This window comes from Roseobacter cerasinus (assembly GCF_009811755.1).
GTDB classification, from domain to species: Bacteria; Pseudomonadota; Alphaproteobacteria; order Rhodobacterales; family Rhodobacteraceae; genus Roseobacter; species Roseobacter cerasinus.
Map to the genome: position 1 here is coordinate 235,113 of NZ_BLIV01000005.1, position 23,511 is coordinate 258,623.

The 23,511-nt window shown below is 61.3% G+C and carries 18 protein-coding genes; 14 read left to right on the forward strand and 4 right to left on the reverse strand.

The genetic code is table 11. The features are described 5' to 3' along the window. Position 1 precedes the first annotated feature (1 nt). The 4 genes from So717_RS14175 to So717_RS14190 form a co-directional block, all read right to left on the reverse strand. Positions 2-550: a sugar transferase gene (locus tag So717_RS14175; protein ID WP_202981914.1), complete on the reverse strand. Its 549-nt coding sequence runs from the start codon at positions 548-550 to the stop codon at positions 2-4. A gap of 174 nt (positions 551-724) precedes the next feature. Further along, the gene (locus So717_RS14180) at positions 725-2,203 is read right to left on the reverse strand and encodes a lipid II flippase MurJ (RefSeq protein WP_159978409.1); all 1,479 of its coding nucleotides are present in this window, start codon (positions 2,201-2,203) and stop codon (positions 725-727) included. A 729-nt stretch (positions 2,204-2,932) separates the two neighbouring features. Beyond that, positions 2,933-4,909: a TonB-dependent receptor domain-containing protein gene (locus So717_RS14185; protein WP_159978411.1), complete on the reverse strand. Its 1,977-nt coding sequence runs from the start codon at positions 4,907-4,909 to the stop codon at positions 2,933-2,935. A 127-nt stretch (positions 4,910-5,036) separates the two neighbouring features. Continuing rightward, positions 5,037-5,327 (reverse strand): DUF2218 domain-containing protein, encoded by a 291-nt coding sequence (locus So717_RS14190; RefSeq protein ID WP_159978413.1) that lies wholly within the window; start codon positions 5,325-5,327, stop codon positions 5,037-5,039. 127 nt (positions 5,328-5,454) lie between these two features. Here So717_RS14190 and So717_RS14195 point away from each other — a divergent pair, with 127 nt between their 5' ends. The 14 genes from So717_RS14195 (at position 5,455) to So717_RS14260 (ending at position 23,250) form a co-directional block, all read left to right on the forward strand. Continuing rightward, on the forward strand, positions 5,455-6,366 hold the full coding sequence (locus tag So717_RS14195) for a siderophore ABC transporter substrate-binding protein (protein WP_159978415.1): 912 nt from the start codon (positions 5,455-5,457) through the stop codon (positions 6,364-6,366). After that, positions 6,353-7,318 carry an ABC transporter permease gene (locus So717_RS14200; RefSeq protein ID WP_238840945.1) on the forward strand — a complete coding sequence of 322 codons (966 nt, stop codon included), beginning with the start codon at positions 6,353-6,355 and terminating at the stop codon, positions 7,316-7,318. Before So717_RS14195 ends, So717_RS14200 begins: the two co-directional genes overlap by 14 nt. Beyond that, positions 7,311-8,255: an iron chelate uptake ABC transporter family permease subunit gene (locus So717_RS14205; protein WP_159978417.1), complete on the forward strand. Its 945-nt coding sequence runs from the start codon at positions 7,311-7,313 to the stop codon at positions 8,253-8,255. The genes So717_RS14200 and So717_RS14205 overlap by 8 nt, the downstream gene beginning before the upstream one ends. Further along, a complete protein-coding gene (locus tag So717_RS14210) occupies positions 8,252-9,010 on the forward strand; it encodes an iron ABC transporter ATP-binding protein (RefSeq protein ID WP_159978419.1) in 759 nt (252 codons plus the stop codon). Before So717_RS14205 ends, So717_RS14210 begins: the two co-directional genes overlap by 4 nt. A 222-nt stretch (positions 9,011-9,232) precedes the next feature. Further along, the gene (gene speA / locus So717_RS14215; RefSeq protein ID WP_238840947.1) at positions 9,233-11,134 is read left to right on the forward strand and encodes a biosynthetic arginine decarboxylase; all 1,902 of its coding nucleotides are present in this window, start codon (positions 9,233-9,235) and stop codon (positions 11,132-11,134) included. Positions 11,135-11,146: 12 nt separating this feature from the next. Further along, positions 11,147-12,379, forward strand: a complete 1,233-nt coding sequence (locus So717_RS14220; RefSeq protein ID WP_159978421.1) for a saccharopine dehydrogenase family protein — start codon at positions 11,147-11,149, stop codon at positions 12,377-12,379. Continuing rightward, the gene (locus tag So717_RS14225; protein ID WP_438810660.1) at positions 12,376-13,554 is read left to right on the forward strand and encodes a carboxynorspermidine decarboxylase; all 1,179 of its coding nucleotides are present in this window, start codon (positions 12,376-12,378) and stop codon (positions 13,552-13,554) included. The genes So717_RS14220 and So717_RS14225 overlap by 4 nt, the downstream gene beginning before the upstream one ends. Further along, positions 13,551-14,405: an agmatinase gene (gene speB / locus So717_RS14230; RefSeq protein ID WP_159978423.1), complete on the forward strand. Its 855-nt coding sequence runs from the start codon at positions 13,551-13,553 to the stop codon at positions 14,403-14,405. The genes So717_RS14225 and speB overlap by 4 nt, the downstream gene beginning before the upstream one ends. 102 nt (positions 14,406-14,507) lie before the next feature. Continuing rightward, positions 14,508-16,361 (forward strand): IucA/IucC family protein, encoded by a 1,854-nt coding sequence (locus tag So717_RS14235; protein ID WP_159978425.1) that lies wholly within the window; start codon positions 14,508-14,510, stop codon positions 16,359-16,361. Then, entirely contained in the window at positions 16,348-18,078 is a 1,731-nt protein-coding gene (locus tag So717_RS14240; protein WP_238840949.1) for an IucA/IucC family protein, read from the forward strand. The genes So717_RS14235 and So717_RS14240 overlap by 14 nt, the downstream gene beginning before the upstream one ends. After that, the gene (locus tag So717_RS14245; protein ID WP_159978427.1) at positions 18,062-19,309 is read left to right on the forward strand and encodes an AMP-binding protein; all 1,248 of its coding nucleotides are present in this window, start codon (positions 18,062-18,064) and stop codon (positions 19,307-19,309) included. The genes So717_RS14240 and So717_RS14245 overlap by 17 nt, the downstream gene beginning before the upstream one ends. Continuing rightward, a complete protein-coding gene (locus tag So717_RS14250) occupies positions 19,306-20,568 on the forward strand; it encodes a DUF6005 family protein (protein ID WP_159978429.1) in 1,263 nt (420 codons plus the stop codon). The genes So717_RS14245 and So717_RS14250 overlap by 4 nt, the downstream gene beginning before the upstream one ends. Beyond that, positions 20,568-21,437: a sugar phosphate isomerase/epimerase family protein gene (locus So717_RS14255; RefSeq protein WP_159978431.1), complete on the forward strand. Its 870-nt coding sequence runs from the start codon at positions 20,568-20,570 to the stop codon at positions 21,435-21,437. The genes So717_RS14250 and So717_RS14255 overlap by 1 nt, the downstream gene beginning before the upstream one ends. Further along, positions 21,421-23,250, forward strand: a complete 1,830-nt coding sequence (locus So717_RS14260; protein WP_159978433.1) for an ABC transporter ATP-binding protein — start codon at positions 21,421-21,423, stop codon at positions 23,248-23,250. The genes So717_RS14255 and So717_RS14260 overlap by 17 nt, the downstream gene beginning before the upstream one ends. Positions 23,251-23,511 lie beyond the last annotated feature (261 nt).

The following is a 23,511-nucleotide window of genomic DNA, read 5'->3' on the forward strand; positions in this document are numbered from 1 at the left end:
TTCATATGCCCTTCCGCAACACGCCGAAAGTTCTGATCAAAATCTGGATATCCAGTGCCAGGCTGGTTTTCTCGACATATTCCAAGTCATGCGCCAACCTGGTTTCTGGGGTGATATCGGACCTTCCTCTGACCTGCGCAAGCCCTGTTATACCGGGTCGGACCTGATGGCGCCGACGCCAGTCCTCCGGCGAATAGAGCTCTTCTTGCTTCGGAACATCAGGTCTTGGCCCGACCAGGGACATGTCGCCGCGCAAGACGTTCAAGACTTGCGGTAGTTCATCGATTGATTTGGACCTGATGAAAGCGCCGACCCGTGTCACGCGCTGGTCATTTGGTTCAGTTTGAAACCCGCCTTCTCGATCGGCGTTCACGACCATCGACCTAAATTTCAACATCTCAAAGACCACGCACCCGCGCCCAACTCGCTTCTGCTTGTAAAACACAGGCCCTCTGTCCTCGCGTTTTATTGCTATCGCGACGACTAACATTGGGATTGCCAGCGGCAGGAGCACCATCAAGGACAACAGCACATCGACAGCTCTTTTCACGACGCAGCCCCGTTCATGTACCCCGAGACGGCATCGAGAGACAGAGTTCGCAAGGTCACGCCGTGACCATCGAGGCTACGTAGGATCTCGTGCTTTCGTGTCCGCGAGGCAGAGCGCATCGTCAATACATCAAGATTGAGAAGAGATCTCCATAGTTGAAGCATAGTCGGCATCCTATTGTGATGTCTCACCCTCATCGATACGAACCGAGCGAAGAGAGAGGAAGACACGGAAATTGGCGACGGTCATCAGCACTGTGATGCAGAGGATCAAGAAAAGGTCTGTCAAAAGGCTTTCAGGCAACGACAGAACGTTGAGTATGAGAACCGTCGGAATCAAGACCGCCATACAGCGCAGGAAGGTTCGGCCAAGTTGACGGGCAAGTTTTGGCAGCTCATACGTTTCCATCGCAAACAGGACCGAGATGGCAGCGGCCGCAATATGGAAGCTTGCGAACCCCCAGCTGGCGGATACGTAGGCTGGAAGCCCGGCCTGGTCCAGGGTTAGAAAGACAAGCACTGACGTGGCCAATGCCAAGATGGTTGCTTGAAGGACTCTAAGAGTGCGCATCTGCGCGTTGAGAGCAGCGCTCATGACCTGGAAGATGGCAAATGCAGGTAGACCAGCCAAGAAAATCCGAAAAGAACTCGCGATTTGTGTTGTTTCCTCTATCTGCATCCGACCATACCCAAAGACAACTTCGGAAATGGGAACAGCGAACAGTGCGAGCACACCGGCCGCGGATAGCGTGGCCGCAAACGCGGCATCTGAAGCCAGTAAAATGCGAGCGCGGAACGTACCGTTGGACCCTTGCGATAGCCTCGACAGGATTGGCAGGAAGATCAGCATGATCGGCGAGATCAACAAGGCCACCGGAAGATGAAAAAGACGCTCGGCAAAGCTGAACGCGGCGAGGTTTCCTGGCCCGCTTGTCGACTGCAAGGAGCGGAATATGATCGGGGTCGCGGCAACCAAGCTTTGGGCGGCCACGCCCTGTAAGAACTGACGTCCAAACCCGGGCGGAAAGCGTGCCTGCAGAGCGGTTTTTCTGAACGCTGCGCTCATGCCGACCGCCAGCGTTCCAAGCCGCAACAAAACCGCCACCATCATTGCTGCCCCAAATAGGGTGAAGTCCATCAAGCCCGGGTGGGTCAGGCCAGTTGGAAGGGTGGCAAAGTAGACCAAAAGCACCCCATTGAAGACGACCACACTAAGGGGGGGCAGTGCATTACGGCGCTCAACCTGCAGGTATGCTGCGCTGGGTCCCAAGGCAAAGGAGAGCGGGAGAACCAATATGGAAAGTGCAAATCCCACATGAAAGTTGGTCAATGCCGAAGTGTCGAGACTTGGTGCCAGCAAATCGAGCAATGTGTTCCGAAACACCAGCAAACCAATTCCCAAAACGACCGCACCGGAAGTCACGTACAAGATACTGCGCTGCAGAAGCTCTAGCCGCTCAGCGGGTGCGGCACGACTGAGCGCAGGAACCAATGCAGCGCTAAACCCGCCGGCCAACAAGATATTGACGAGCATATCCGGCAGGGTCAGCATAACCACCGTTGCATCTGCTTCAGGGCTAAGCCCCAGTCGAGCGGCGATCATCTGCTCTCGCATCAACCCGGAAAGTCGGCTGAAGAGCAGTAAGACGCTCAAGATAGCGGAAGCTTGCAGAAGGGTTCGTGCCATTGGATCCCGGTGGCGGTGAACTCCGCCTCGTCTTTGTGTATCGTTATTGTCGCCGGTCGGAAAGAATGGAGTGTTGGTAGTGATCTGCCCCCCAAAAAGCTACGACCCCACGGTATTTCGACAAACACCCCCGCAGACCATCAAGTGACATGAAACGGCCAAAAAGAGGAGGGCAAGTCTGATGGGTTGAACAACGAAAGGGTTGCGGTTCGCAAGCTTAAAATGTGCCATCGCGCGAGATATGAGCTGTAAACCACTGGAGGAGAAAGGATCTAGGTATCAGATCGCCTTAGGAGCTCTGGCTGAAAATCCCCTGTAGAATACCGTCGCGGACACTGTTGCAACGCGGGGAACGCCTCGCGACCACCTTGCTATCCGCTGCGTCTTGAGCATCCGCGCGCAAACAATAGTCCAGCGGAAAGAAGGTCAGGATCGCGCTGAATAGGCTGCGCGGCAAGGACGAAAAGACTTGTGCACTTTCGGTCCGACGGCACAGGTCGAATGCAACCCGACCTGCTCGCGCGAAAAGTCTCAGGTTTGAGATGAGCCGGTTCTTCAACTGAAGAGACAGAGGGTGACGAGAAGCCGCACAAGGTCGTGATCACGGCGGCTGCCCGCAAACTTGTCACAATTGCAGACCCCCTGCGCAAAGCTCGCCAGCAGTGGACCCTGCAACTTGAATGAGAAATACAGATGCTAGAAGGTGTATTGCAGGCTGAGTTGCAGCGAGCGGCCTGGTTCGTTCAATGGCGTAACATTGCTGAATTCTCGACCGTAAGTCGCACGGCTGGCGTAGGTCTCATCGAAGATGTTGTTGACGGCGGCGCGGAGGGTCAGGTTGTCCCAGGCCTTCGGCTTGTACTCAACAAACGCGTTGAACACCTCATACGACGGCAACGCAGGACCCGCTGCGCCCGTAGTCGGATTGAAGGTATTCGTTTCTTCGAGCACAATTTCTGCATCGGCGCCGATCCGCAGCCCGTGACGCTCAAAATCCTGCACAACCTCAATGGTGATCACCTCTCCGATTGGTGTTGTCAAATAACGCCCTGTATCTGAATCCGATGGCTGTCCGTTGATGGTCGTGTCGATATTGGCATAGCCGACCCGCACAAAACCGCTCTCCCAACGGTGACCCACGCCAAGTTCAAAGCCTTCGGAGCGCATGTCTGCTGTCAGTGCAGCGTTGTTGACGTTGAACGTCGGGACGCGCGCATTGCTCAGGTTTGTGCGAAAGATTTTCCCGTCAAAGCTCCAGTCGCCAAAAGACGTATCAACCGCGAAGAAAATATTGTTGGCGGTGACGGGTGTGATGCCGCCTGTCGGGTAAATCCAGTTGGAGTTGATGATAAAACTTTCGGCCAGCGCAACGCCACCCCACACATGTGACGCCCCACCGCTGATCGTTACATTATCGGTGACATCAAAGGCGCCAGAAACATTCCCAGAGAGGCCAGCATCTTTGGTCTCATTGCCGTTAGCTCCCTGAAACTCCTGAAAATCAGCCCGCGCGCCAAATGACAGACGGGACCTGTCCGTTGGCTCCAGCCGTGCTTGTGCAAAGAGGCCAATGTTCTGAGCTTCTTCCGTCCCGATATCATCTGACCCGCCGGTGAGCGATCGAAAGTCAAGCTCAACACTGTCGGAGTAAAAGTCGACCCCGGCCGTAACGGTCCCCGAATGGACAGGGAAACGGTTCTGGATCACACCATTCACACTGTCCGTCTCGCCGCGAGATATAAAATCATCGGTGGAATTGTCCAGATCGGTGGTGCTGTAGGCCAGCGTGATCTTCGGGTCCCACCAGCCCGTCGGTGTTTCGTCGGTATAGGTGAAGGTGACGTTCTGACGGTCCAGCTCATAGTTGCGGGTGAGCGGGGTGGATGGCCCCACAAGGACTCCGATATTGGCCCGGTAGGGGCGTATTTCGTCGTCGTTCACGCGCTCGTAAGACAGCTCAAACCGGTCCCCGGTTTCGGCTTCATATGCAACCTTGCCCAGGCCGCTGAGCAGCCCGGTACCGGACCCGGTGATGTCGACATTGTCGCCATCCTCACGCTCATTGCCGTCGGCGTATTTGAAATATCCGAGGTATTCAAAGTTACCGGAGCGCCCGTAAAGGGAAGTGCTGGTCGTGAAGATATCGCCGTTGGAGTCGTATTCCTGTTTGATGAACCCGCCAAAGCTGAGACCCGGTTCAAGCAGATCATCCACATCCCGCGTCTCAAAGGCCACCGACCCGGCCAAGGCGCCTGGGCCCGCATCGGCGCCCGCGACACCCGCTTCGACCCGCACGGCCTTGAGCAAGGCCGGGTCGATAAGCGTGGTCGCATTGTGGTGGAAAATCTTGTTGTTCTGCCGGCTGCCATCAATGGTCACCGCAAGGTTGTTTTCCTCGACACCGTTGACATAGAGCTTTTGTGACACGGGTAGCGAGCTGCCGACGGCCACGCTGGGCTCGCCCTTGAAGAGGTCTTGCAGGTCGGCGGGGTTCCGCCGGGCGAGGTCTTCACTGTCGAGCGCAAAGGCGTTGCCGGTGGGTCCTTCGGCCTCAAGCTCGTCTTCCGCTTCGACCGAAATCGGGTCAAGCTCTATGGGGTCTGCGTCCTGCGCGAGCGCACCTGACACGCCCAAACCCGTTGAAATGACAATGACTGAAACTGATCGCGACATGCCGCACCACCCCTGTTGATCTTGATCTGGTGGTGGCTCGTATCGCGGTCGATTGGCTGCCTCGCGGCACGCAAATCACAATTGAGTGTTTTACTCAAGATTAAAAATTCTGGCGAACTATGGGCTCCTAGCCGGTATCTGCCCATTGCATCTGCTCAAACCCCTCGCGGAACGCAAAGCGCTGCAGATGGCTGTCCATGACCTCTTTGGCCGTTGTAGCGTCCGACCCTTCGGCCAGTGTGACCGTCGCCATGAGCCTGTCCTCGGTCGCTTGAAACGACAAGTGACCAAAAGGCAGCGTGACGGACCCAGCCGTGTCCGTCCACTCGGCAGCCCCCTTGTGCGCCCAATGTTTACAGAGCTGCGTCATGTATTTCGCCGCAAAGGGCGTGGCGAATGTTCCGGTCAGTTTTGACATGTCCATTTCCTGATTCTTTCAGTCAGATTATTCACTGGACCCGCTCTCTTCAACTTTGTAAGGACAAGCCAAACGGACGTTCGCCAGCATTTGCCAGCCGGAACATCTCGCCTATCCGGAGTTTTGCATGGTCTTCTTCCGTTCTGTTTTCATCGGTGTCTTTGCCTCATTGGGCTTTGCGACCTGCGCCTTCGCCGACACCCTGATGCTCGGCACCGCGACCGGCGACGTGTCTGTGCCGCTGCACCCTGCCAACATCGTCGCGCTGGATGTCGCGGCTGTCGATACGCTGGATGCGCTTGGCGCACCGCTCGCTGCGGTGCCATCGCCCATTTATGTGGCATATCTGGCAGATGTGGCAGCCAGCGCGCTGCCCGCCGGAACGCTGTTTGAACCGGATTTCGAGGCCATCGCCAATCTCGATCCTGATCTGATCGTCGCCGGGGGCCGCTCTTCGACCCAAGTGGGCCTGTTGTCGGATATCGCGCCAACCATCGACATGACCATATGGGGCGATGACCATGTGGCGCAGGCGCTGGCCCGGCTGGAGACCTATGGGCGGCTCACCGGGCGAGAGGATCGGGCAGCAGAGCTTGCCGAAGACTTCAAGGCCCGCCTCGCCGCGACCAAGGCTGCGGTTGCAGGTCGCGGGTCTGCGTTGATCGTCATGACAAACGGGCCAAAAGTGTCGGCCTATGGCGCCGGGTCACGCTTTGGCTGGCTGCACCGTGCGTTGGAATGGCCCGAGGCTGTGCCCGGCGTTGATGCGCAGACCCACGGCGAAGCAATTTCCTTTGAATTCATCGCCGAGGCCAATCCCGATTGGCTGATCGTCATCGACCGGGCCAGCGCCATCGGAGAGACCAGCGCCGCCGCGTCGGCCACCCTCGACAACGCGCTTGTGGCGCGGACAACCGCCTGGCAGGCGGGCCAGATCATCTATCTTAACTCCGCCAATATCTATATCGCAGGCGGCGGCATTCAGTCGATGATGGAAACGCTGGACAGGGTACGTGCCGGGTTTGATGGCCGGTCCTGACCATAGCGCAAGGCGCCGGTATCTGTGGATGGCGCTGGCGCTCTGCGTGCTGTCTCTGTGCAGCCTTTTCATCGGCGTGGCCGACCTGTCATTGTCCTCCATCCTTGACGACCCGCAGGTGCTGGTCGTCAGCCGATTGCCGCGGACACTGGCCGCGCTGCTGACAGGCGCAAGCGTGGCAGTGGCAGGTGTCATCCTGCAACTTCTGGTCTGCAACCGGTTCGTGGAACCCGCAACAACCGGAACATCCGAGGCGGCGATCCTTGGACTGCTGGCAGTCACGATCTGGGCACCGGCCTGGCCGATCCTCGGCAAGATGGCGGTGGCGGCCTCAGCTGCGCTGATTGGCACCTTCGGGTTTCTGGCTTTGACCCGCAAACTGCCGCCGGAGCAACCGCTGCTGATCCCGCTTGTGGGGTTGATCTACGGCGGAATCCTGGGTGCTGCGGCGACCTTTGTGGCATTTCAGGCAGATCTGATCCAATACTTGGGCGTCTGGATGAGCGGTGAGTTTTCCGGTGTTGTGGCGGGCCGCTACGAATTGCTCTGGCTGGCGGGAGGGGCCGCACTTCTGGCTTATCTGGCCGCGGACCAGTTTACCGTCGCAGGTCTGGGTCGCTCGGCCAGCCTGTCCCTGGGCCTGCGCTACCATCAGGTCCTGGCGCTAGGAATTGTGACCGTCGCCCTGGTCTCCGCCTTGGTGATCGTGACCGTGGGCGTGCTGCCCTTCATCGGCCTGGTCGTGCCTAACGTGGTCTCGCGTGTCATGGGTGACAACCTGCGGGAGAGCCTGCCCTTTGTCGCCGGGCTGGGGGCTGGTCTGGTGCTGCTCAGCGACATGATCGGGCGGGTCGTGCGCTATCCCTATGAGGTTCCTGCGGGCACCGTTTTCGGGATCATTGGCGCGGCTGTGTTTTTGCAAATGCTGCTGGGGCGGCGATCTTATGCCTGACAAGCGCCTGATCTGGGTTGGCGTCGCGCTGTTGCTCGCCATGGCACTCTTTCTGTTCTGGGGGCTGCGCGGCAAGGTCTGGTTCATCATGGAATTGCGCGCAACCAAGCTGGCAGCGTTGCTGTGCGTTGGCATCGCGATTGGTACGGCGACGGTCCTGTTTCAGACCCTCAGCCACAATCGTATCATGACACCCTCCATCATGGGGTTTGATGCGCTGTTTCTCTTGCTGCAAACCGGGCTTGTCTTCGCGCTCGGCAGCGTCGGATACGCACAGCTGCCCGCCTTCGGGGGCTTTGTGCTCGAAGCCGCCGTGATGGTTGCTGCCGCCGTCGCCTTGTTTGGCTGGCTGTTGAAACGGACACGCCAGGATCTGCAGTTGATGATCCTTGTCGGTATCATCATCGGGCTGATGTTCCGCGCGCTGACCAGTTTCGCGCAGCGCCTGATGGATCCGTCAGAGTTCACCATGGTTCAGGGCGCCATGTTCGCGCAATTCAGCGGTGTCGATGACGGCGCACTGCTGGCCTCGGCGGTTGTTCTGCTTGGGATTCTGGCCTGGCTCTGGCCCCGACATGCGGTTCTCGATGTCATGGCGCTTGGTCGGGCGCAGGCGCGGGGATTGGGTGTGGCCTACGACTGGCTGCAATTTCAGATCCTCTGTACAATTGCCGCGCTGGTGTCCGTGTCAACGGCGCTGGTCGGGCCGCTGACCTTTCTTGGCCTCCTAGTGGCCAGCCTCGCTCACAGCCTGATGCGGACCCACAGGCACAGTCTGCTGCTGCCCGCCGCCGCATTGATCGCGGCGCTTGTGCTGGTGGCCGGGCAGACGCTTTTTGACCGGGTGCTGCAGTTGCAATCGACGCTGTCCGTTGTGATCGAATTCGGCGGCGGGATGCTGTTTCTGGTCCTGCTTGCGCGGGGACACATCCGATGATGAAAATGTCCGAGTTGAGTTACAGCGTGTCCGGCACCGATATCCTGCGCGATATCAGCGTCGAGATTCCCGCCCGAGGCATGACGGCGCTGATCGGCCCGAACGGTGCGGGCAAGTCCACGCTGCTGCATCTGATGTCACGCCAGATGGAGCCCATGAGCGGGCAGGTTGTGATCGATGGGCAGGATCTCGCCACGATAACTGCCCAGGCCCGCGCGCTGAAACTGGCCGTTGTGGCGCAGCACCTCAACATCGCCAGCCGCATCCGTATTCGCGATCTCGTGGGGTTTGGCCGTTGGCCACATGCGCGCAACCGGCCAACAGCCGAAGACCGTGCCTGGGTCACCGATGCGATGACCCATTTCGATCTGATCGCGCTCCAGGACAGGTTCCTTGATGAAGTGTCTGGCGGCCAGCGGCAGCGCGCCTTCATCGCCATGGCCTATGCGCAGGATACGGAATGGTTGTTGCTGGATGAACCGCTCAACAACCTTGATCTGCACCATGCGCGCAGCCTAATGGCACGGTTGCGCGACATGGCGGATCATCAGGGCAAAAGCATTGTAATCGTGCTGCACGATCTCAACTATGCGATCAGCTGGGCGGATCATGTGGTGGCCCTGCGCGCAGGGCGCGTCGCCTTCGAAGGACCGGTGCAGGCCATGGCAACCGGGGAAAATCTCAGCAACCTCTACCAGACGCCCGTTGCCATGGATCATGTCGATGGCAGGCCATTTGCCAGGTACCACCGCTAGGGCCAGTGACTTTCTGCAAGAAACAGCCGATAGGCAGAATTCCCTCTTGAGTTGAATATCTCAAGGAACTATCCCTACCATAACGCCCGGTCTTGCCACCGATGATCCTGTCGCGATCACGCAGCTGCCCAGCAAAAACTCCTGACATGTAACACACAACGTGATGAGCATTGCGATGGCACCTCTGTGCATGGACCTCTCCATCAAGATGGCGTCCCGCCCGTGAAGGACACCGCAGATACCCAGGCTGCCCTCTACGGCATGGCGCGGTGGGGCGATGGCCTGCTGACAGCCACGTCAGACGGAGATGCCGCCCTCTGTCTGCCGGAGATGCCGTCGAAGGCCCCGGTGTCGCTGCCCGCAACCATGCACGCCCTGTCGGACCGGGGGATCTCGGCACCCATTTTGCTCAGAGTGCAGCCGTTCCTCGACCGCTCTCTCACGCGGCTACATGCGGCCTTTGCCAAGGCCTTTAAGGATGTGGGCTATCAGGGAACCTATCGCGGCGTCTTTCCGATCAAGGTGAACCAGCAGTCCGAAGTTATCAGCCGCCTTATCCGCGTTGGTCAGGCGCACCACTACGGGCTTGAGGTCGGCTCAAAGCCGGAGCTGATGATCGCGCTGGCGCAACCACTCTCACCGCAGGCGCTGTTGATCTGCAACGGGGCGAAGGACGAGGGTTTTGTGCGCCTTGCGCTGCTCTCTGGTAAGGCGGGGTTCAATACGGTGCTGGTGATCGAAAGCCTGCGCGAGTTTGAAACCATCCGCCGCATCGCAACCCAGCTTGACATCCGTCCGCAGCTTGGGGTGCGCCTGAAGCTAACGGAACGCGTGGGCGGGAAGTGGCAAGCGTCCTCCGGTGACCGCTCTGCCTTTGGTCTGGGTGGGCATGATCTGCTGACGCTGGTGCAGCGGCTCAAGGCCAGTGGATTTATCGACTGCCTGATGTTGCAGCACACGCATCTGGGCTCGCAGGTGCCCGACATCATCGATATCCGGCGCGCCGCGGCTGAGGCCTGTCGGTTCTACGTTGAGCTCACCGCCCTGGGCGCGCCACTGACCCATATGGACCTCGGCGGCGGGCTTGGGGTCGATTACACCGGCGCGCGCGCGCGCGACGACAATTCGGTCAATTACTCGGTGCAGGAATACTGCACAAACCTCGCCGAAACGCTGCGCCATGCGATGGAGGCCGCCGGGCTCGACCACCCGACGATTGTAACCGAGAGTGGCCGCTTTGTCGTGGCGCAGTCATCAATCTTCATCTTCGACGTGCTCGACGCGACACTCTACGACAGCGCCGAAAAGCCGGAGCTGCGCGACGGCGACCACCATCTTCTCAGCGATCTTGCAGCGGTCGAGGGCTATATCGACAGCACCCGCCTGCGCGAAGCCTTCAACGATACGATCTACTATCGCGACGAGCTGCGCGCCCTGTTCCGACGCGGGCAGATCGATCTGGAACAGCTGGCGCGGACGGAGCAGAGCTTTCTCTATCTCGCCTCTCGGTTCAAGGCGGCTGCACATATCCATGGTGACCTGTCGGCCGAGCTTGGAACAGGGGTCGACCACTACCACGGAAATTTCTCGCTGTTTCAGTCGCTGCCCGATGTCTGGGCGATTGACCAGCTGCACCCAATCATGCCGATCCAGCGATTGAACGAGGCCCCCAACCGGCGCGCTGTCTTCCACGATCTGACCTGCGACAGCGACGGGACCATCAACCGTTTCATTCTGGAGGGTGGCATCGGTGACGCGCTGCCGGTGCATCCCTTGCGCGAAGGGGAGGCCTATCACATCGGTGTCTTCTTTGTCGGCGCCTATCAGGAAACGCTTGGCGATCTGCACAACCTCTTTGGTGACGCGCCGATCGTGACGATCACGTTGGAGGGCCCCGACGGGTTCACCATCGAACACGAAACCGAAGGCGACAGCATTGCCGAGGTGCTGTCTTACGTCGAATACGACCCCGGCGCCTGTCTGGATGCGTTCCGCCAAACCGTTGAAAAGGCGGTTGCGGCAGGCAAGCTCAGCCCGTCCGAGCGGCGGATGATGACTGCGGCCTACAAGAGCAGTCTTGCAGGCCACACCTACTTTCACACAGCCAGTCCGATCATAGGATAAGGAATTGAACTCATGGACCATGTTCTAGTTGTGGGCGCGGGCGGCGTTGGCGCCGTCGCGGTGGCGAAAATGGCCATGCGCCCGGAGATATTCAAAAAGATCACCCTCGCCAGTCGAACCCTGTCGAAATGCGACGCCATCGCGGCGGATGTGAAAACCCGCACCGGCGTGACCGTAGACACCGCCCAGCTGGACGCGATGGATGTGGCGGCAACGGTCGCGGTGATCCGCGAGAGCGGGGCGGAGTTGCTCCTGAACCTCGCCCTGCCCTATCAGGATCTCGCCCTGATGGACGCCTGCCTGGAGGCCGGCATTCACTACCTCGACACTGCGAACTATGAGCCGCCGGAGGACGCGCATTTCGAATACAAATGGCAGTGGGCCTATCAGGAGCGCTTCCGCGAAAAAGGGCTGACCGCCATTCTGGGTTCCGGTTTTGACCCGGGCGTCACGTCGATTTTCGCCACATGGATTCGCAAGCACAAGCTCGACGGCATTCGCCTGATCGACATTCTGGATTGCAACGGCGGCGACAATGGCAAGCCCTTTGCCACCAACTTCAACCCAGAGATTAACATTCGCGAAGTGACCGCGCCCGCGCGTCACTGGGAAAACGGAGCCTGGGTCCAGACCCCGGCGATGACGCAGAAGGTCGCCTTCGACTTCCCCGCCGTGGGTGAGAAGAACATGTACTTGATGTACCATGAGGAGCTCGAAAGCCTGACCACACATTTCCCCGAAATTGAACGCGCGCGCTTCTGGATGACCTTTGGCGATGCCTACATCAACCACGTGACCGTGTTGCAGAATATAGGCATGACGCGGATCGACCCGGTGGTGCATGAGGGCAAGGAGATCATCCCGCTTCAGTTCCTAAAAACTGTGCTTCCGGACCCCAGCGATCTGGGTGCGCTGACCAAAGGAAAGACCTGCATTGGCGACATCATCACCGGGCCGACCGCAGACGGGGAGAAGACCTATTACATCTACAACATCTGTGATCACGAGGCCTGTTTTGAGGAGGTCGGCAGTCAGGCGGTGGCCTATACCACAGGCGTGCCCGCAATGATTGGCGCCGCGCTGGTGATGCAGGGCATCTGGCGCGACCCCGGCGTCTGGAACACCGAACAGCTGGACCCGGATGCCTTCATGGCCATGCTCAACAGCGACGGCCTGCCCTGGCAGGTGGTTGAGCTCGACAGTCACCCGGCCTTTGGCGAAACCGAGGCTGAGGCGGCGGCGTGAAGATCGACCCGCCCGATATCGCGGTCATGGCGCGGGCGCAGTTCGCGCGGTTCGACCTGAACCGCGTGCCCTCGCCCTGTTTCGTCGTGGATCAGGCTGCGGTCGAGCGGAACCTGAGCCTCCTGCGCAGTGTCGTAGACCAATCCGGCGTGCATATCCTGCTGGCGCTCAAAGCGTTCTCCATGACGACGCTTGCGCCTTTGATCAGCACCTCTCTCGCCGGTGTCAGCGCCTCGGGTCTCTACGAGGCGCGGCTGGGGCGGGCACATTTCGGCGGCGAGGTTGCAACCTACAGCGCCGGGTTCAAAGCGGATGACCTGCCCGAGATCATCCGGCTGTCCGACCATCTGATTTTCAACACACCCGGCCAGCACCGGCGCTTCCGGTCTCACCTTGACCTGGCAGAGAAAGACATCAGCGTGGGCCTTCGCATCAATCCCGAACATTCCGAGGGCTGGTCAGCAACATACGACCCGGCTGCGCCCTGTTCACGGCTGGGCACACCTGTGTCACAGCTTGCGCCGGAGGATCTGGCCGGTGTCGATGGGTTGCATATGCACACGCTCTGCGAACAGGGGTTTGCGCCGCTGCGACGGACGTGGGAGGCGGTGGAACCCGCCCTCGCAGACCTGTTGCCGCAGATGAGCTGGCTGAACCTCGGCGGCGGCCACCACATCACGCGCGGCGACTACGACCGCGCCGGGCTGGTGGCACTGATCCGGCAGATCCGGGACCGCTATGATGTCGAGGTCTACCTTGAGCCGGGCGAGGCGGTGGTGCTGCATGCGGGCCTTCTCGTGGGCGAAATCCTCGACACCATTGAAAACGGCATGCCGCTGGCGATCACCGATATCTCGGCCACCTGCCATATGCCGGACGTGCTGGAGGGGCCTTATCGCCCCGACCTGCTCGGCGAGGCGGAGGATGGCACCTCCTACCGGATGGGCGGCCCGTCCTGTCTGGCGGGGGATGTGATTGGCGATTACGGCTTTGCCCATCCGCCAAAACCGGGAGATCGCATCGCCTTTCTGGACCAGGCGCATTACTCCATGGTCAAAACCAACACCTTCAACGGCGTGCCGCTGCCCGCCATCGCGCTGTGGCACTCCAGCACCGATGACCTGACGCTCCTGCGCCGCCCGCAATATGCCGATTTCGCGGAGCGGCTGGCATGACCTGTTTCCTGCATGGTGAACTGACGCAAGCGGAGCGCGATCCTGACACCGCAAGGTTCCGGGTGATCCCTGTCCCGCTGGAGCGCACGGTCTCTTACGGCGGCGGCACAGCGGATGGGCCGGATGCCATTCTCGCGGCCAGCACCGAATTGGAGCGCCTGTTTCGCGGTACAGAGCCTTGCGCAGCGGGTATTGTGACCGAAGCCCCGGTCAGCTGTTTCGAGGCGCTGCCCGAGGTGATGGAACAGATCGCGCGGCGCACAAAGGCCGCCGCTCAACAGGGCGCAATCCCGGTTGTGCTCGGAGGCGAGCATGGGCTGACCTGCGGCGCCGTGCGCGGGGTCGTACGCGGGTTGCAGCGCCAGGTGGGCATCCTGCAAATCGACGCCCATGCGGATCTGCGCAAGGCCTATCAAGGCGAGATGCACTCCCACGCCTCGGTCATGCAGCTTCTTGTCGAAGAGGACGGCCTGCCGCTCATGCAACTGGGTGTGCGCGCCCTCTGCGCCGAAGAGGTCGCGCGCCGCGCAAGCTGCGGTGTGGTCTTCCGGGATGCAGAGGAGCTGGTCGCCGAGGCCATAGAGGCCGTGGATCTGCCGCCAGATTTCCCCAAAGACGTCTACGTCAGCTTCGATCTCGATGGGCTGGACCCGTCGGTCCTGCCCGCGACCGGCACACCGGTGCCGGGGGGTCTGGGATACTACCAGGCGCTCAACCTGATCCGGCACGCGCTGAAAGATCGGCAGTTGGTCGGGTTTGACCTGGTCGAGCTGGCCCCGGATGCCAGCAGCCGCGTGTCCAATTTCACCGCAGCGCAGATCGTCTATGCGCTAATGTCTTTCGCAACCTGAGCCAGGCCTCCGCCCAGCAACTCATGCCTGCCGTCGCCCGTTAGGGGTCGGTTGGGCTGTGTATCCAACGCGGCCCCGCGCCGCCGTCAGAGGCCTATCCAGATGCGACCACCTGCAAAACAGTATGCCCCGCATGCGCCGCACGCAACGGTGCCTTGGTGGGATGACAAAGACACCCCCGACAAGCAGAGTGGCACATCGAGCCCACACGCACGCGCAGAATATGCAACGCTCAAGGCCTTCCTGAACGGCTATATGCTGGAGGTGACGGCGGGTGCGGTGATCGCGCGTCAGGGCGCCGCACCAAGCGTTCTGGAGTTCGATCTGCCACAGTCCTTCGCGCGACTGCGGGTCGCAGTGCGCCATTGGTCGATCACCGGCCCACATGATTTCGGCGCGCTTTATCTGTGCAACGAAGAATGCGGGCATTGGCAGCGCGCAAGCGTCGCAGAGGTTCTGCCGATGCTGGTGCGGGACTGTTTTGCGCGGCATGGAACGTCAGACGGCCCCAAACTGCAGGAGCTGCTGCGCCGCATTCTCAACAGCTATGATCAAATCGCCAAGTCCTGTGCCTGGGCAGAGGGGTTACCTTCAACGCCTGCTGAATTCCTTGCCGCTGAGCAATCGCTGATATTTGGTCACTGGTTGCATCCCACGCCCAAGAGCCGGGAGGGCATGACCGACTGGCAGGCGGCGAGCTATGCGCCGGAGTTTCGCGGGCGCTTTCAACTGCGGTTCTTCGCGGCGCACGACAGCATCGCGCTGAACGGTTCAACCGGCAGTGTTTCGGCGCAGGACATGATCCGGCAGATCCCCGGGCTTGATCTGGCCAGCTTTGCACTGCGCCCTGACGAACACCTGCTGCCCATGCATCCGCTGCAGGCCGAGGCGCTGTGCCTGCAACCCGCCGTGCAAGCCCTGCTGGCCTGCGGTCAACTGCGGGATCTCGGGCCCTCGGGTGTGCCGTTTGCGGCCACCTCTTCGGTGCGCACGGTCTATGCGCCGGGATGTCCGTGGATGTTCAAATTCTCACTGCCGGTCAAGATCACCAACTCGCAGCGCATCAACCTGCACCACGAGCTTGAAGCGGGCGTTGTCATGGCGCGGTTGCTCAACACGACCGGGTTTCTAAACCAGCAGCCCCGCTTTGGCGTGATCAACGATCCGGGATTTATGTCCCTCACGCTGCCAGGCCAGCGTGAAAGTGGCTTTGAAGTGATCATCCGCGAGAACCCGTTTGAGCGTGAAACAGCACCGGTGGTGACGGTCGCGGCCCTGACAGCTGACCCCGCCAATGGGGGCCGTTCCATGCTGGCCCGACTGGTCGCCAAGACAGCAGCGCGCAACCACATGTCGGACGGGCAGGCTGCCAAACGCTGGTTTGGCGCCTATCTCGGCTGTGCGCTGCACCCGGCTCTCGCGCTTTACGACAAGTTCGGCATTGCGCTGGAAGCCCATCAACAAAACAGCTTGCTGGACGTGCGCGAGGGTTTTCCCATCCGCTATCTCTTTCGCGACAATCAAGGCTACTATATCGCGGACAGCCACATCGATGCGCTGGCGCAGTTGGAACCACGGGTCACAGCACTCAAGTCGGTGTGTTATCCGGAAGCGGAGATCCGCGATCGCTTTGGCTACTACCTGATCCTCAATCAGGTCTTCTCGGTCATCAGCCGCCTCAGCCGCGATGGTCTGGCCACCGAGACGGAGCTGCTGAGCCAGCTGCGGCAGGCCTTGCATCAGGCGCGCGCGACCCATCGCGGTCTGGCCAAACGCTTTGCCGATCATCTGCTGCACGCCCCCGAGCTGACCTTCAAGGGCAATCTTCTGACCCGTGTGCATAACGTGGATGAGCTGCGCGCCGACGGCGAAAAGGCGATTTATGTGCACCGCAAGAACCCGTTGGTCTCGGAGGCGGCAGCACCGGCCGCAGCGGTGCCCCATGTCAATGCTTGAGCGACAGGCCATCGCGCCCGACGGGGCGGCGCATCGCCGGGTGCTGCGGCAGTTCTGCGAAGCGCTGCTGTTTGAGGCCTATCCCGCCCTGCACATCGAGCATGACGGCGGTGGCAACTTCCATTGGCGTCTCGGCAAACGCCGCTTTCAGGCGCGCGGGTATCGCGGGGCCTTTGGCCGCATTCGGCTGGAGGACGACCCCATAATGACATCCGGGCCGAGGGCTGATCGGCCGGCCAACTGCGAGGACCTGTTGCAGGCGCTCCATTTGGACAGGGAGGCTGAGGGCAGCCTGCGCATGGATCTCACGCGGACAGCGCATCTCACCGATCTGACACGCGCGACGGCAAACCCGCAGCGCCAACGCGCGCAGCTGCCCTTTGCGCAGATGGAGGCTGCGCTGCACGAGGGGCACCCTTATCACCCCTGTTTCAAGGCCCGCAGCGGGTTTTCAGACGCGGATCACATGGCCTACGGCCCCGAGGCGGGTGGCAGGTTTCAACTGCACTGGCTGTCGTTGGATCCGGCCCTTGTCGCGCAAACCCTGCCCGGAGCGGACACCTTCTGGGCGCGCGAACTGGGCACCCCGCGCTGGCAGGCCCTGCGCCAGATGGTCCAATCGCCGCGACAGCTGCTGCCGGTGCATCCGTGGCAGCTTGGGCAACTGAGGGCACAGCCGCTCTATCAGGCCTGGCAGGCGGCGGGGCGCGTGCAGGAGCTTGGCGCCTGGGGCGACCGCTATGTTGCCAGCCAATCGGTGCGCACGCTGATGAACGCCGACGCGCCAACGCGGGCGCATGTCAAAACGGCCATGGCCATGCGCAACACCTCCGCCTTGCGCATTCTTGAACCGCATTCCGTCTGTGTGGCCCCTGCGATATCCAACTGGCTTGCTGCAGTCTGTGACAGCGACCCGCTGTTCGGGACCGAGCTGCGGCTGAAGCTTCTTAAGGAATATGCGGGCGTGATTGCGGGGCGCGACACGCCGCTTGCCGGGCATCTGGCTGCGATTTGGCGCGAAAGCCCGGAGGGCATCGGGATCGCCAGTGACGCGGTGCTGCCTTTCAACGCGCTCTGCGTCATCGAAGAGGATGGCCACCCGCTGATCGACCCCTGGATCAGGTCCTTGGGGTTGGAGCGCTGGCTCGATCAGCTGTTGCGCGTCTCGGTCTTGCCGGTCTGGCACCTGATGATCGCCCATGGGATCGGGCTGGAGGCGCATGGCCAGAACCTGCTGCTGGAACATGACGGCGGCTGGCCCACAGGGCTCGTCGCCCGCGATTTCCACGAGAGCCTCGAATATGTACCTGAGCTGCTGTCACACCCTGATCTGCTGCCGGATCTGAGCGCCATCGATCCGGTCTATGCCAATGCCCCACCGGATCGCTTTCACCGGATGAGCACTGCCGAGGCGCTGCGCGAACTGGTGGTGGATACGCTCTTCATCTACAATCTGGCGGATCTCTCCGCGCTGCTGCACGGGCACTACGGTCTGCCGGAGGCTGAGTTCTGGCGCCGGGTGCGCAGGTTGCTGGACACGCACGCAAACCGCCACGGCTTGCAGGCGCGGCAACGGCTCTTCGACCCTTTCGCACCGCGCATTCTGACGGAATCCCTCATCACGCAAAAACTGCTGCCCCGCCGCAACCTCTGTCGGCACCGGGTCGCCAATGCCTTGCACCATGCCAAAGGAGACACTGATGTTCATCCTGAATGAAACACGCGTTGACCCCAACCGGGGCCGGGCCGCCTTGCGGCAGTTCTACGCGGATGCGTCCTCGCATCGCTATGCGCTGCACCTGACAGACACCGCCGAGCTTCTGCGCCACATCCTGTTTTTGCGGGACATGAACGCGGGAGTATTCCCGATCCACCCGGACATTCCCGCCAGCACCGCCCATGACATGGCCGTCACCGCAGGGTGCGACAGGATCGTGACCGCCGAGGGCCTGACCAACCTTCCACAAACATCCCCCATCGGGCGCGGTGGCGTTTTGGTGCAGATGAGCTCCGGCACCACCGGGGCGCCCAAGGTGATCACCCGGACATGGGCGCAGATCAGCGTTGAGGTGGCCAGCTATGCCGTGTCGTTCAAGGAAGCGCAGGCCATGACGCCGGTGATCGCCTGCCCGGTGAGCCATTCTTACGGTCTGATCGCCGGGGTGCTGGTGGCGCTGCATCGCGGCCATACCCCGGTGGTGATCGACACGCTGAACCCCAAGTTCATCCTGCGCCGCCTGCGCGAGGTCACACGCCCGCTCCTCTATACCTCACCCGCGATGCTGCACACTCTTGCGCAATTGCTGCCGGCGGAGGAGACGCTTTATGCCGCCATGACCTCTGGCACGGTGCTGCCGGAGCCGTGGTTTGTCTGCATCCGGGCCAGAACAACCCATCTCTTCCAGCAATACGGCTGTTCGGAGGCCGGGTGCATCGCGATCAATCCGGACCTGCGGCAAGCCGCCGACATCGGATATCCGCTGCCGCACCTGGAGGTTGACACCGGCGGCACCGCGCAAGCCCCGCAGATGATCCATGTGCGCGCTGATGGCTCCGAGATCCGCACCGGTGATCTGGGGTATCGGCGACCAGACGGCATGCTGGTCTTTGCCGCGCGGCAGGACGATGTGATCGATGTCGCCGGGCTAAACGTCTATCCGCAAGACGTAGAGCAAGCCGCCCTGGCGCAGCCCGGTGTCGAGGACGCGCTGGCCTTCGGCATCGATGACCCGATGGCGGGCGGACGCGTGGCGCTGCTGATCGCGGGTGCCGGGGCCGATCCAGCAGCCATACGCAAGGGGCTGCAGACCCGGCTCGCGCCCTACCAACAGCCCGGCGTCATCGAACAGGTGGGCACCCTGCCCCGGCAGGCCAATGGCAAGATCAGCCGACGCGAGGTCGCGAAACACTTTGCCAGACAAGGTGTCCAAGCGGAGATGAGGGCATGAGCGTCGACACCATCGAACGCGCCGTCGAACAGGTGCTGCGGGATCAGATGGCCAACCCCCATATGGCGGAGTTCGGGCCAGAGGCGCGGCTGAACGAAGACCTGCATCTCGATTCCGTGCAGGTCCTGAACCTGCTGCTGCATCTGGAAACCCGCCACGGCATCGACGTGCCGGAACGGAGTTTTGGCAAGAACAGCTTTGATACAGTCTCCGGTCTGGCCCGCTTTCTGGCCGGAGCTCTCCCTGCCGCCCCCGCGCCGGAGGAGGACGAGATCGACATTAAGGTGCACTGCTTTGTCAGCTGCCTGAGTGCGGCGATCAAGGCCTGCGACGGGCTGGATCACCGCCCGTTCTACTTCGGAGTCTGGGACACGGATTTCCACGTGGATGAAGCCGCACAGCTGACCTATCACGCGCCATCGGTCAAACATGACCATTTCCGCCACTGGTTCCGCCGCCTCTATGGCGTGCATGTGATCGGCTGGTACGACCCGGCAAAGACCAAACAGCAAAACCTGCTCACCTTCGAACGGCTGCTGCAGGACAAGCGCGAGACCGAGCATCTGATGGTCATGCTCGATCTCTATCATCTGCCGGAGCGCGAGAATAAGTTCAATCAGAACCCCTTTCCGCACTATGTCATGATCGAGCGGACCGAGGACCCTGAGGTCTGGTTCATGCACGACCCCGACTACCGCTGGGAAGGCCCGCTGCCGCGCGCTGCGATCCTGAATGCGATTGCGCAAGAGAGCGTGGCGGGTGGCTATATCTTTGATCGGGCAGAGGCCCGCCCGCCCTCCAACGCGGCGCTGCAGGACTATTTCCGCGCCATGTTCGACGGCCGCCGCAACCTGCTGACCGATGCGGTGCGCGACATCATTCAGCGGCATGTGGACCCGGTCTCCCACCTGCCCTTGTCAGCTCTGGGTCATGCGCTCCGCGAGTTGCCGGTGATCGCTATTCGCAAATATGCCTATGAGCACGGCTTTGCCTTTTTCTGGCGCGCTATGGGGCTACCCGAACAGGATTTTGAAGACTGGTGTGACGAGATTGAGGTCCTGCATCAGGGCTTCAAAACCCTGCAGTACAAGATCGTGAAACTCGCAAGCATACAGGATCTGACTCTGGCAAAAGAGATCTTTGCCGATCTCGATGCGCTCGACGCGCAGGAATTCAAGATCAAGGCGGGCCTGCTGAGCTGGTTCGACCAATGGCAGGCCACAGTGCTCGTCCCCCCCTCAGAAACAGGAGCGGCCTAATGGACATCTCCCTTTGCACCATCACCTTTCGTCATCATCTGATCAGCCTTGACCAGATCGCCGACTGGGCACAGCGCACCGGGTTTCAGGGGGTCGAGATTTGGGCCGCCCACGCCCGCAATCTGCCCGCAGAGGATGGCCGCGACGCCGACTGGCTGGCGCAATACGGCCTGCGCGTGCCGATGATCAGTGACTACCTGCCACTGGACCAACCCGATCTTATGGCTGAGAAGATCGACACCACCCTGCGCCACGCCGCGCGCTGGAAAACGCAGAACATCCGCACATTCGCTGGCAAGGCGGGCAGCGCTGCCACCGGTCGTGAGCAGCGGGCTGGCATGACGGCGGCCCTGCGCGGGGCCTGCCAACGTGTTGCGGAGCAAGGTTGCGAGCTGCTGATTGAGACGCACCCGGGCACCCTGGCCGACACGCTGGCCTCCACCTGCCAGCTCATCGACGAAGTTGACCACCCCGCGCTCGGCGTGAATTTCGACGCGCTGCACGTCTGGGAAGGCGGCGATGATCCGGTGCAGGCCCGGCGTGTTCTGGCACCCAAGATCGGCAACTATCACTTCAAGAACATCGCACAGCGGTCGATGCTGCCGGTCTTTGCGCCTGCCAATATCTACGACGCCGCCGGGTCGCGCGCGGGTATTGTGCCGCTGCTGCAAGGAGAGATGGACTACGCCCCGCTGATCGCGGAGATCGCGGAGGCACCCGCCTGCAACATCTCGCTGGAATGGTTCGGCGGAGATGTCTTTGCCGCGCTCAAGACCGATCTGCACACCATACGAAGCCGTCTGGACAAGGCCCCGCCGCACCCCCTTTCACAGACCACCTCGGATCCGCAGCATGTTCCGCTTCTTTGAATCGCGGATCGACCCCTTCGCCGCCCCCCCCGAGGACACGCCGCCCGCCACCGTCATCGGTTTCATCCGGTCGCAACTGGCCCCCTACCGGCGCTGGCTGCCCTGGGTGGCCCTGACGGGCCTTTTGGCGGCATTGATCGAAACGGCGCTGATCTTTTACTCCGGGCGGCTGATCGACCTGATGGCCGCCAGCGGGCCGAATGCCTTCTGGGCCGATCACTGGGGTGAGACGCTGCTGGTGCTTGGGTTCGTCCTGCTGGTGCGGCCCGCCGTTGTGGGACTGAACCACCTGTTGCTGGAACAGACCCTGTCGTCGAACCTGCAAGAGCAGATCCGCTGGCGCGCGCACCGGCATCTGCTGCGCCAGTCGGTCGGGTTTTTCCAGACCGAGTTTGCCGGGCGGCTGTCTGCCCGGGTCATGCAGATGGGTCCGGCAGTTCAAGACAATGTGCATATGAGCTTTGAGGCACTTTGGTACAGCCTGACCTACGTGCTGGGCGCGGCGGTGATCCTCAGCCAGATCGACATCCGCCTTGCGGTGCCGCTGATGCTCTGGGTGGTCGGTTATGTGGCGTTTGTGCGGTTTGTCGCCGCGCGGGTTGGTGTGGCGTCGGAACGCTGGGCGCAGGCACGGTCTCGCACGGCCGGGCGGATCGTCGACGCCTATAGCAACATCGAAACGGTCAAGCTCTTTTCCGGTGCCGCGCAGGAAGAAACCTATGCATTGACGGCCCTGCGCCGATTGCGGCTGCGATTTCAGAAATTCCTGCGGATGATGACGGCGCTGGCCTTTGGGTTGAACGCCATCAACGGGGTGTTGATCGTGATTGTCGTCGGGCCTGCGGTCTGGCTTTGGACCCATGGCAACGTGTCTCTGGGCGAAGTCGCTGCCGCCGCCGCCTTGACCATCCGCCTGAACGGGATGAGTTCCTGGATCCTCTGGGTGACCGTCCGGCTCTTTGAAAATGGCGGCATGATCCGTGAAGGGCTGCAGTCAATCGCAGCCCCGGTGGAGATTGCCGATGCGCCGGGGGCCGTCGCGCTCCCCAGGCGCGGGGCGGAGATCCGTATCGAAAACCTCAGCCACCACTATGGCAAGGACATGGGCGGGTTGACCGACATCACCCTGACCATTCCCGAAGGTCAGCGGGTCGGTCTTGTGGGTCCTTCCGGTGCGGGAAAGTCCACGTTGGTCAAGCTCCTGATGCGCTTTCACGAGATCGAGCAGGGCCGCATCCTGATCAACGGACACCCAATCAATACCGTCACGCAGAACAGCCTGCGACAGCGCATCGGCATGGTCAGCCAGGATACCTCGCTGCTGCACCGCTCCGTGCGTGAGAACATTCTTTACGGGCGCGCCGAGACGACAGAGGCGGAGATGATCCGCGCCGCCAAGCAGGCGCGGGCGCATGAGTTCATCATGCAGTTGCAGGATCACGAGGGGCGGCGCGGCTATGACACTCAGGTCGGCGAACGGGGCGTGACCCTCTCGGGCGGGCAGCGTCAGCGCATCGCCATCGCGCGGGTCATTCTCAAAAACGCGCCCATTCTGATCCTGGACGAGGCAACCTCTGCCCTGGACAGCGCGGTGGAGGCCGAGGTGCAGGAGGCTTTGCAGAACGTGATGACCGGCAAGACCGTCATCGCCATTGCGCATCGCCTGTCCACCATCGCCCGCATGGACCGGATCATCGTGCTGGACAAAGGGCGGATCGTCGGGGACGGCACACATGAGGCGCTGTTGCGCGCAGGCGGGCTTTATTCGGATCTGTGGTTGCGACAATCGGGAGCAACCTTAGAGGCTCAATAGGCGATCAATATGCGCTTGTGGACCACTTCGCGCTCTGAACTTGACAAAAATACTCGGCAATCCTATCCCCAAGGCCGACACCGCTGAAGCGGGGTCCAGCAAATCTGTCCGGCCATGCCGCCGCAGATCAGCCAACAATCCCAATTGCGGCCTGATGCGGCTGTGACCGGTCTTCGATGCGCGAATGGCACAGGACGAAGACCCGGGCAGGCGCGGGGCCATCAGGGGCCTCTGTGTCAGAGCGGCCCAGCGGAGCGTGCG

Coding starts and splice junctions, on each gene's coding strand:
- So717_RS14185 (WP_159978411.1), bottom strand. CDS start 4,909: ATGTCGCGATCAGTTTCAGTCATTGTCATTTCAACGGGTTTGGGCGTG.
- So717_RS14190 (WP_159978413.1), bottom strand. CDS start 5,327: ATGTCAAAACTGACCGGAACATTCGCCACGCCCTTTGCGGCGAAATAC.
- So717_RS14195 (WP_159978415.1), top strand. CDS start 5,455: ATGGTCTTCTTCCGTTCTGTTTTCATCGGTGTCTTTGCCTCATTGGGC.
- So717_RS14200 (WP_238840945.1), top strand. CDS start 6,353: ATGGCCGGTCCTGACCATAGCGCAAGGCGCCGGTATCTGTGGATGGCG.
- So717_RS14205 (WP_159978417.1), top strand. CDS start 7,311: ATGCCTGACAAGCGCCTGATCTGGGTTGGCGTCGCGCTGTTGCTCGCC.
- So717_RS14210 (WP_159978419.1), top strand. CDS start 8,252: ATGATGAAAATGTCCGAGTTGAGTTACAGCGTGTCCGGCACCGATATC.
- So717_RS14220 (WP_159978421.1), top strand. CDS start 11,147: ATGGACCATGTTCTAGTTGTGGGCGCGGGCGGCGTTGGCGCCGTCGCG.
- speB (WP_159978423.1), top strand. CDS start 13,551: ATGACCTGTTTCCTGCATGGTGAACTGACGCAAGCGGAGCGCGATCCT.
- So717_RS14235 (WP_159978425.1), top strand. CDS start 14,508: ATGCGACCACCTGCAAAACAGTATGCCCCGCATGCGCCGCACGCAACG.
- So717_RS14240 (WP_238840949.1), top strand. CDS start 16,348: ATGTCAATGCTTGAGCGACAGGCCATCGCGCCCGACGGGGCGGCGCAT.
- So717_RS14245 (WP_159978427.1), top strand. CDS start 18,062: ATGTTCATCCTGAATGAAACACGCGTTGACCCCAACCGGGGCCGGGCC.
- So717_RS14250 (WP_159978429.1), top strand. CDS start 19,306: ATGAGCGTCGACACCATCGAACGCGCCGTCGAACAGGTGCTGCGGGAT.
- So717_RS14255 (WP_159978431.1), top strand. CDS start 20,568: ATGGACATCTCCCTTTGCACCATCACCTTTCGTCATCATCTGATCAGC.
- So717_RS14260 (WP_159978433.1), top strand. CDS start 21,421: ATGTTCCGCTTCTTTGAATCGCGGATCGACCCCTTCGCCGCCCCCCCC.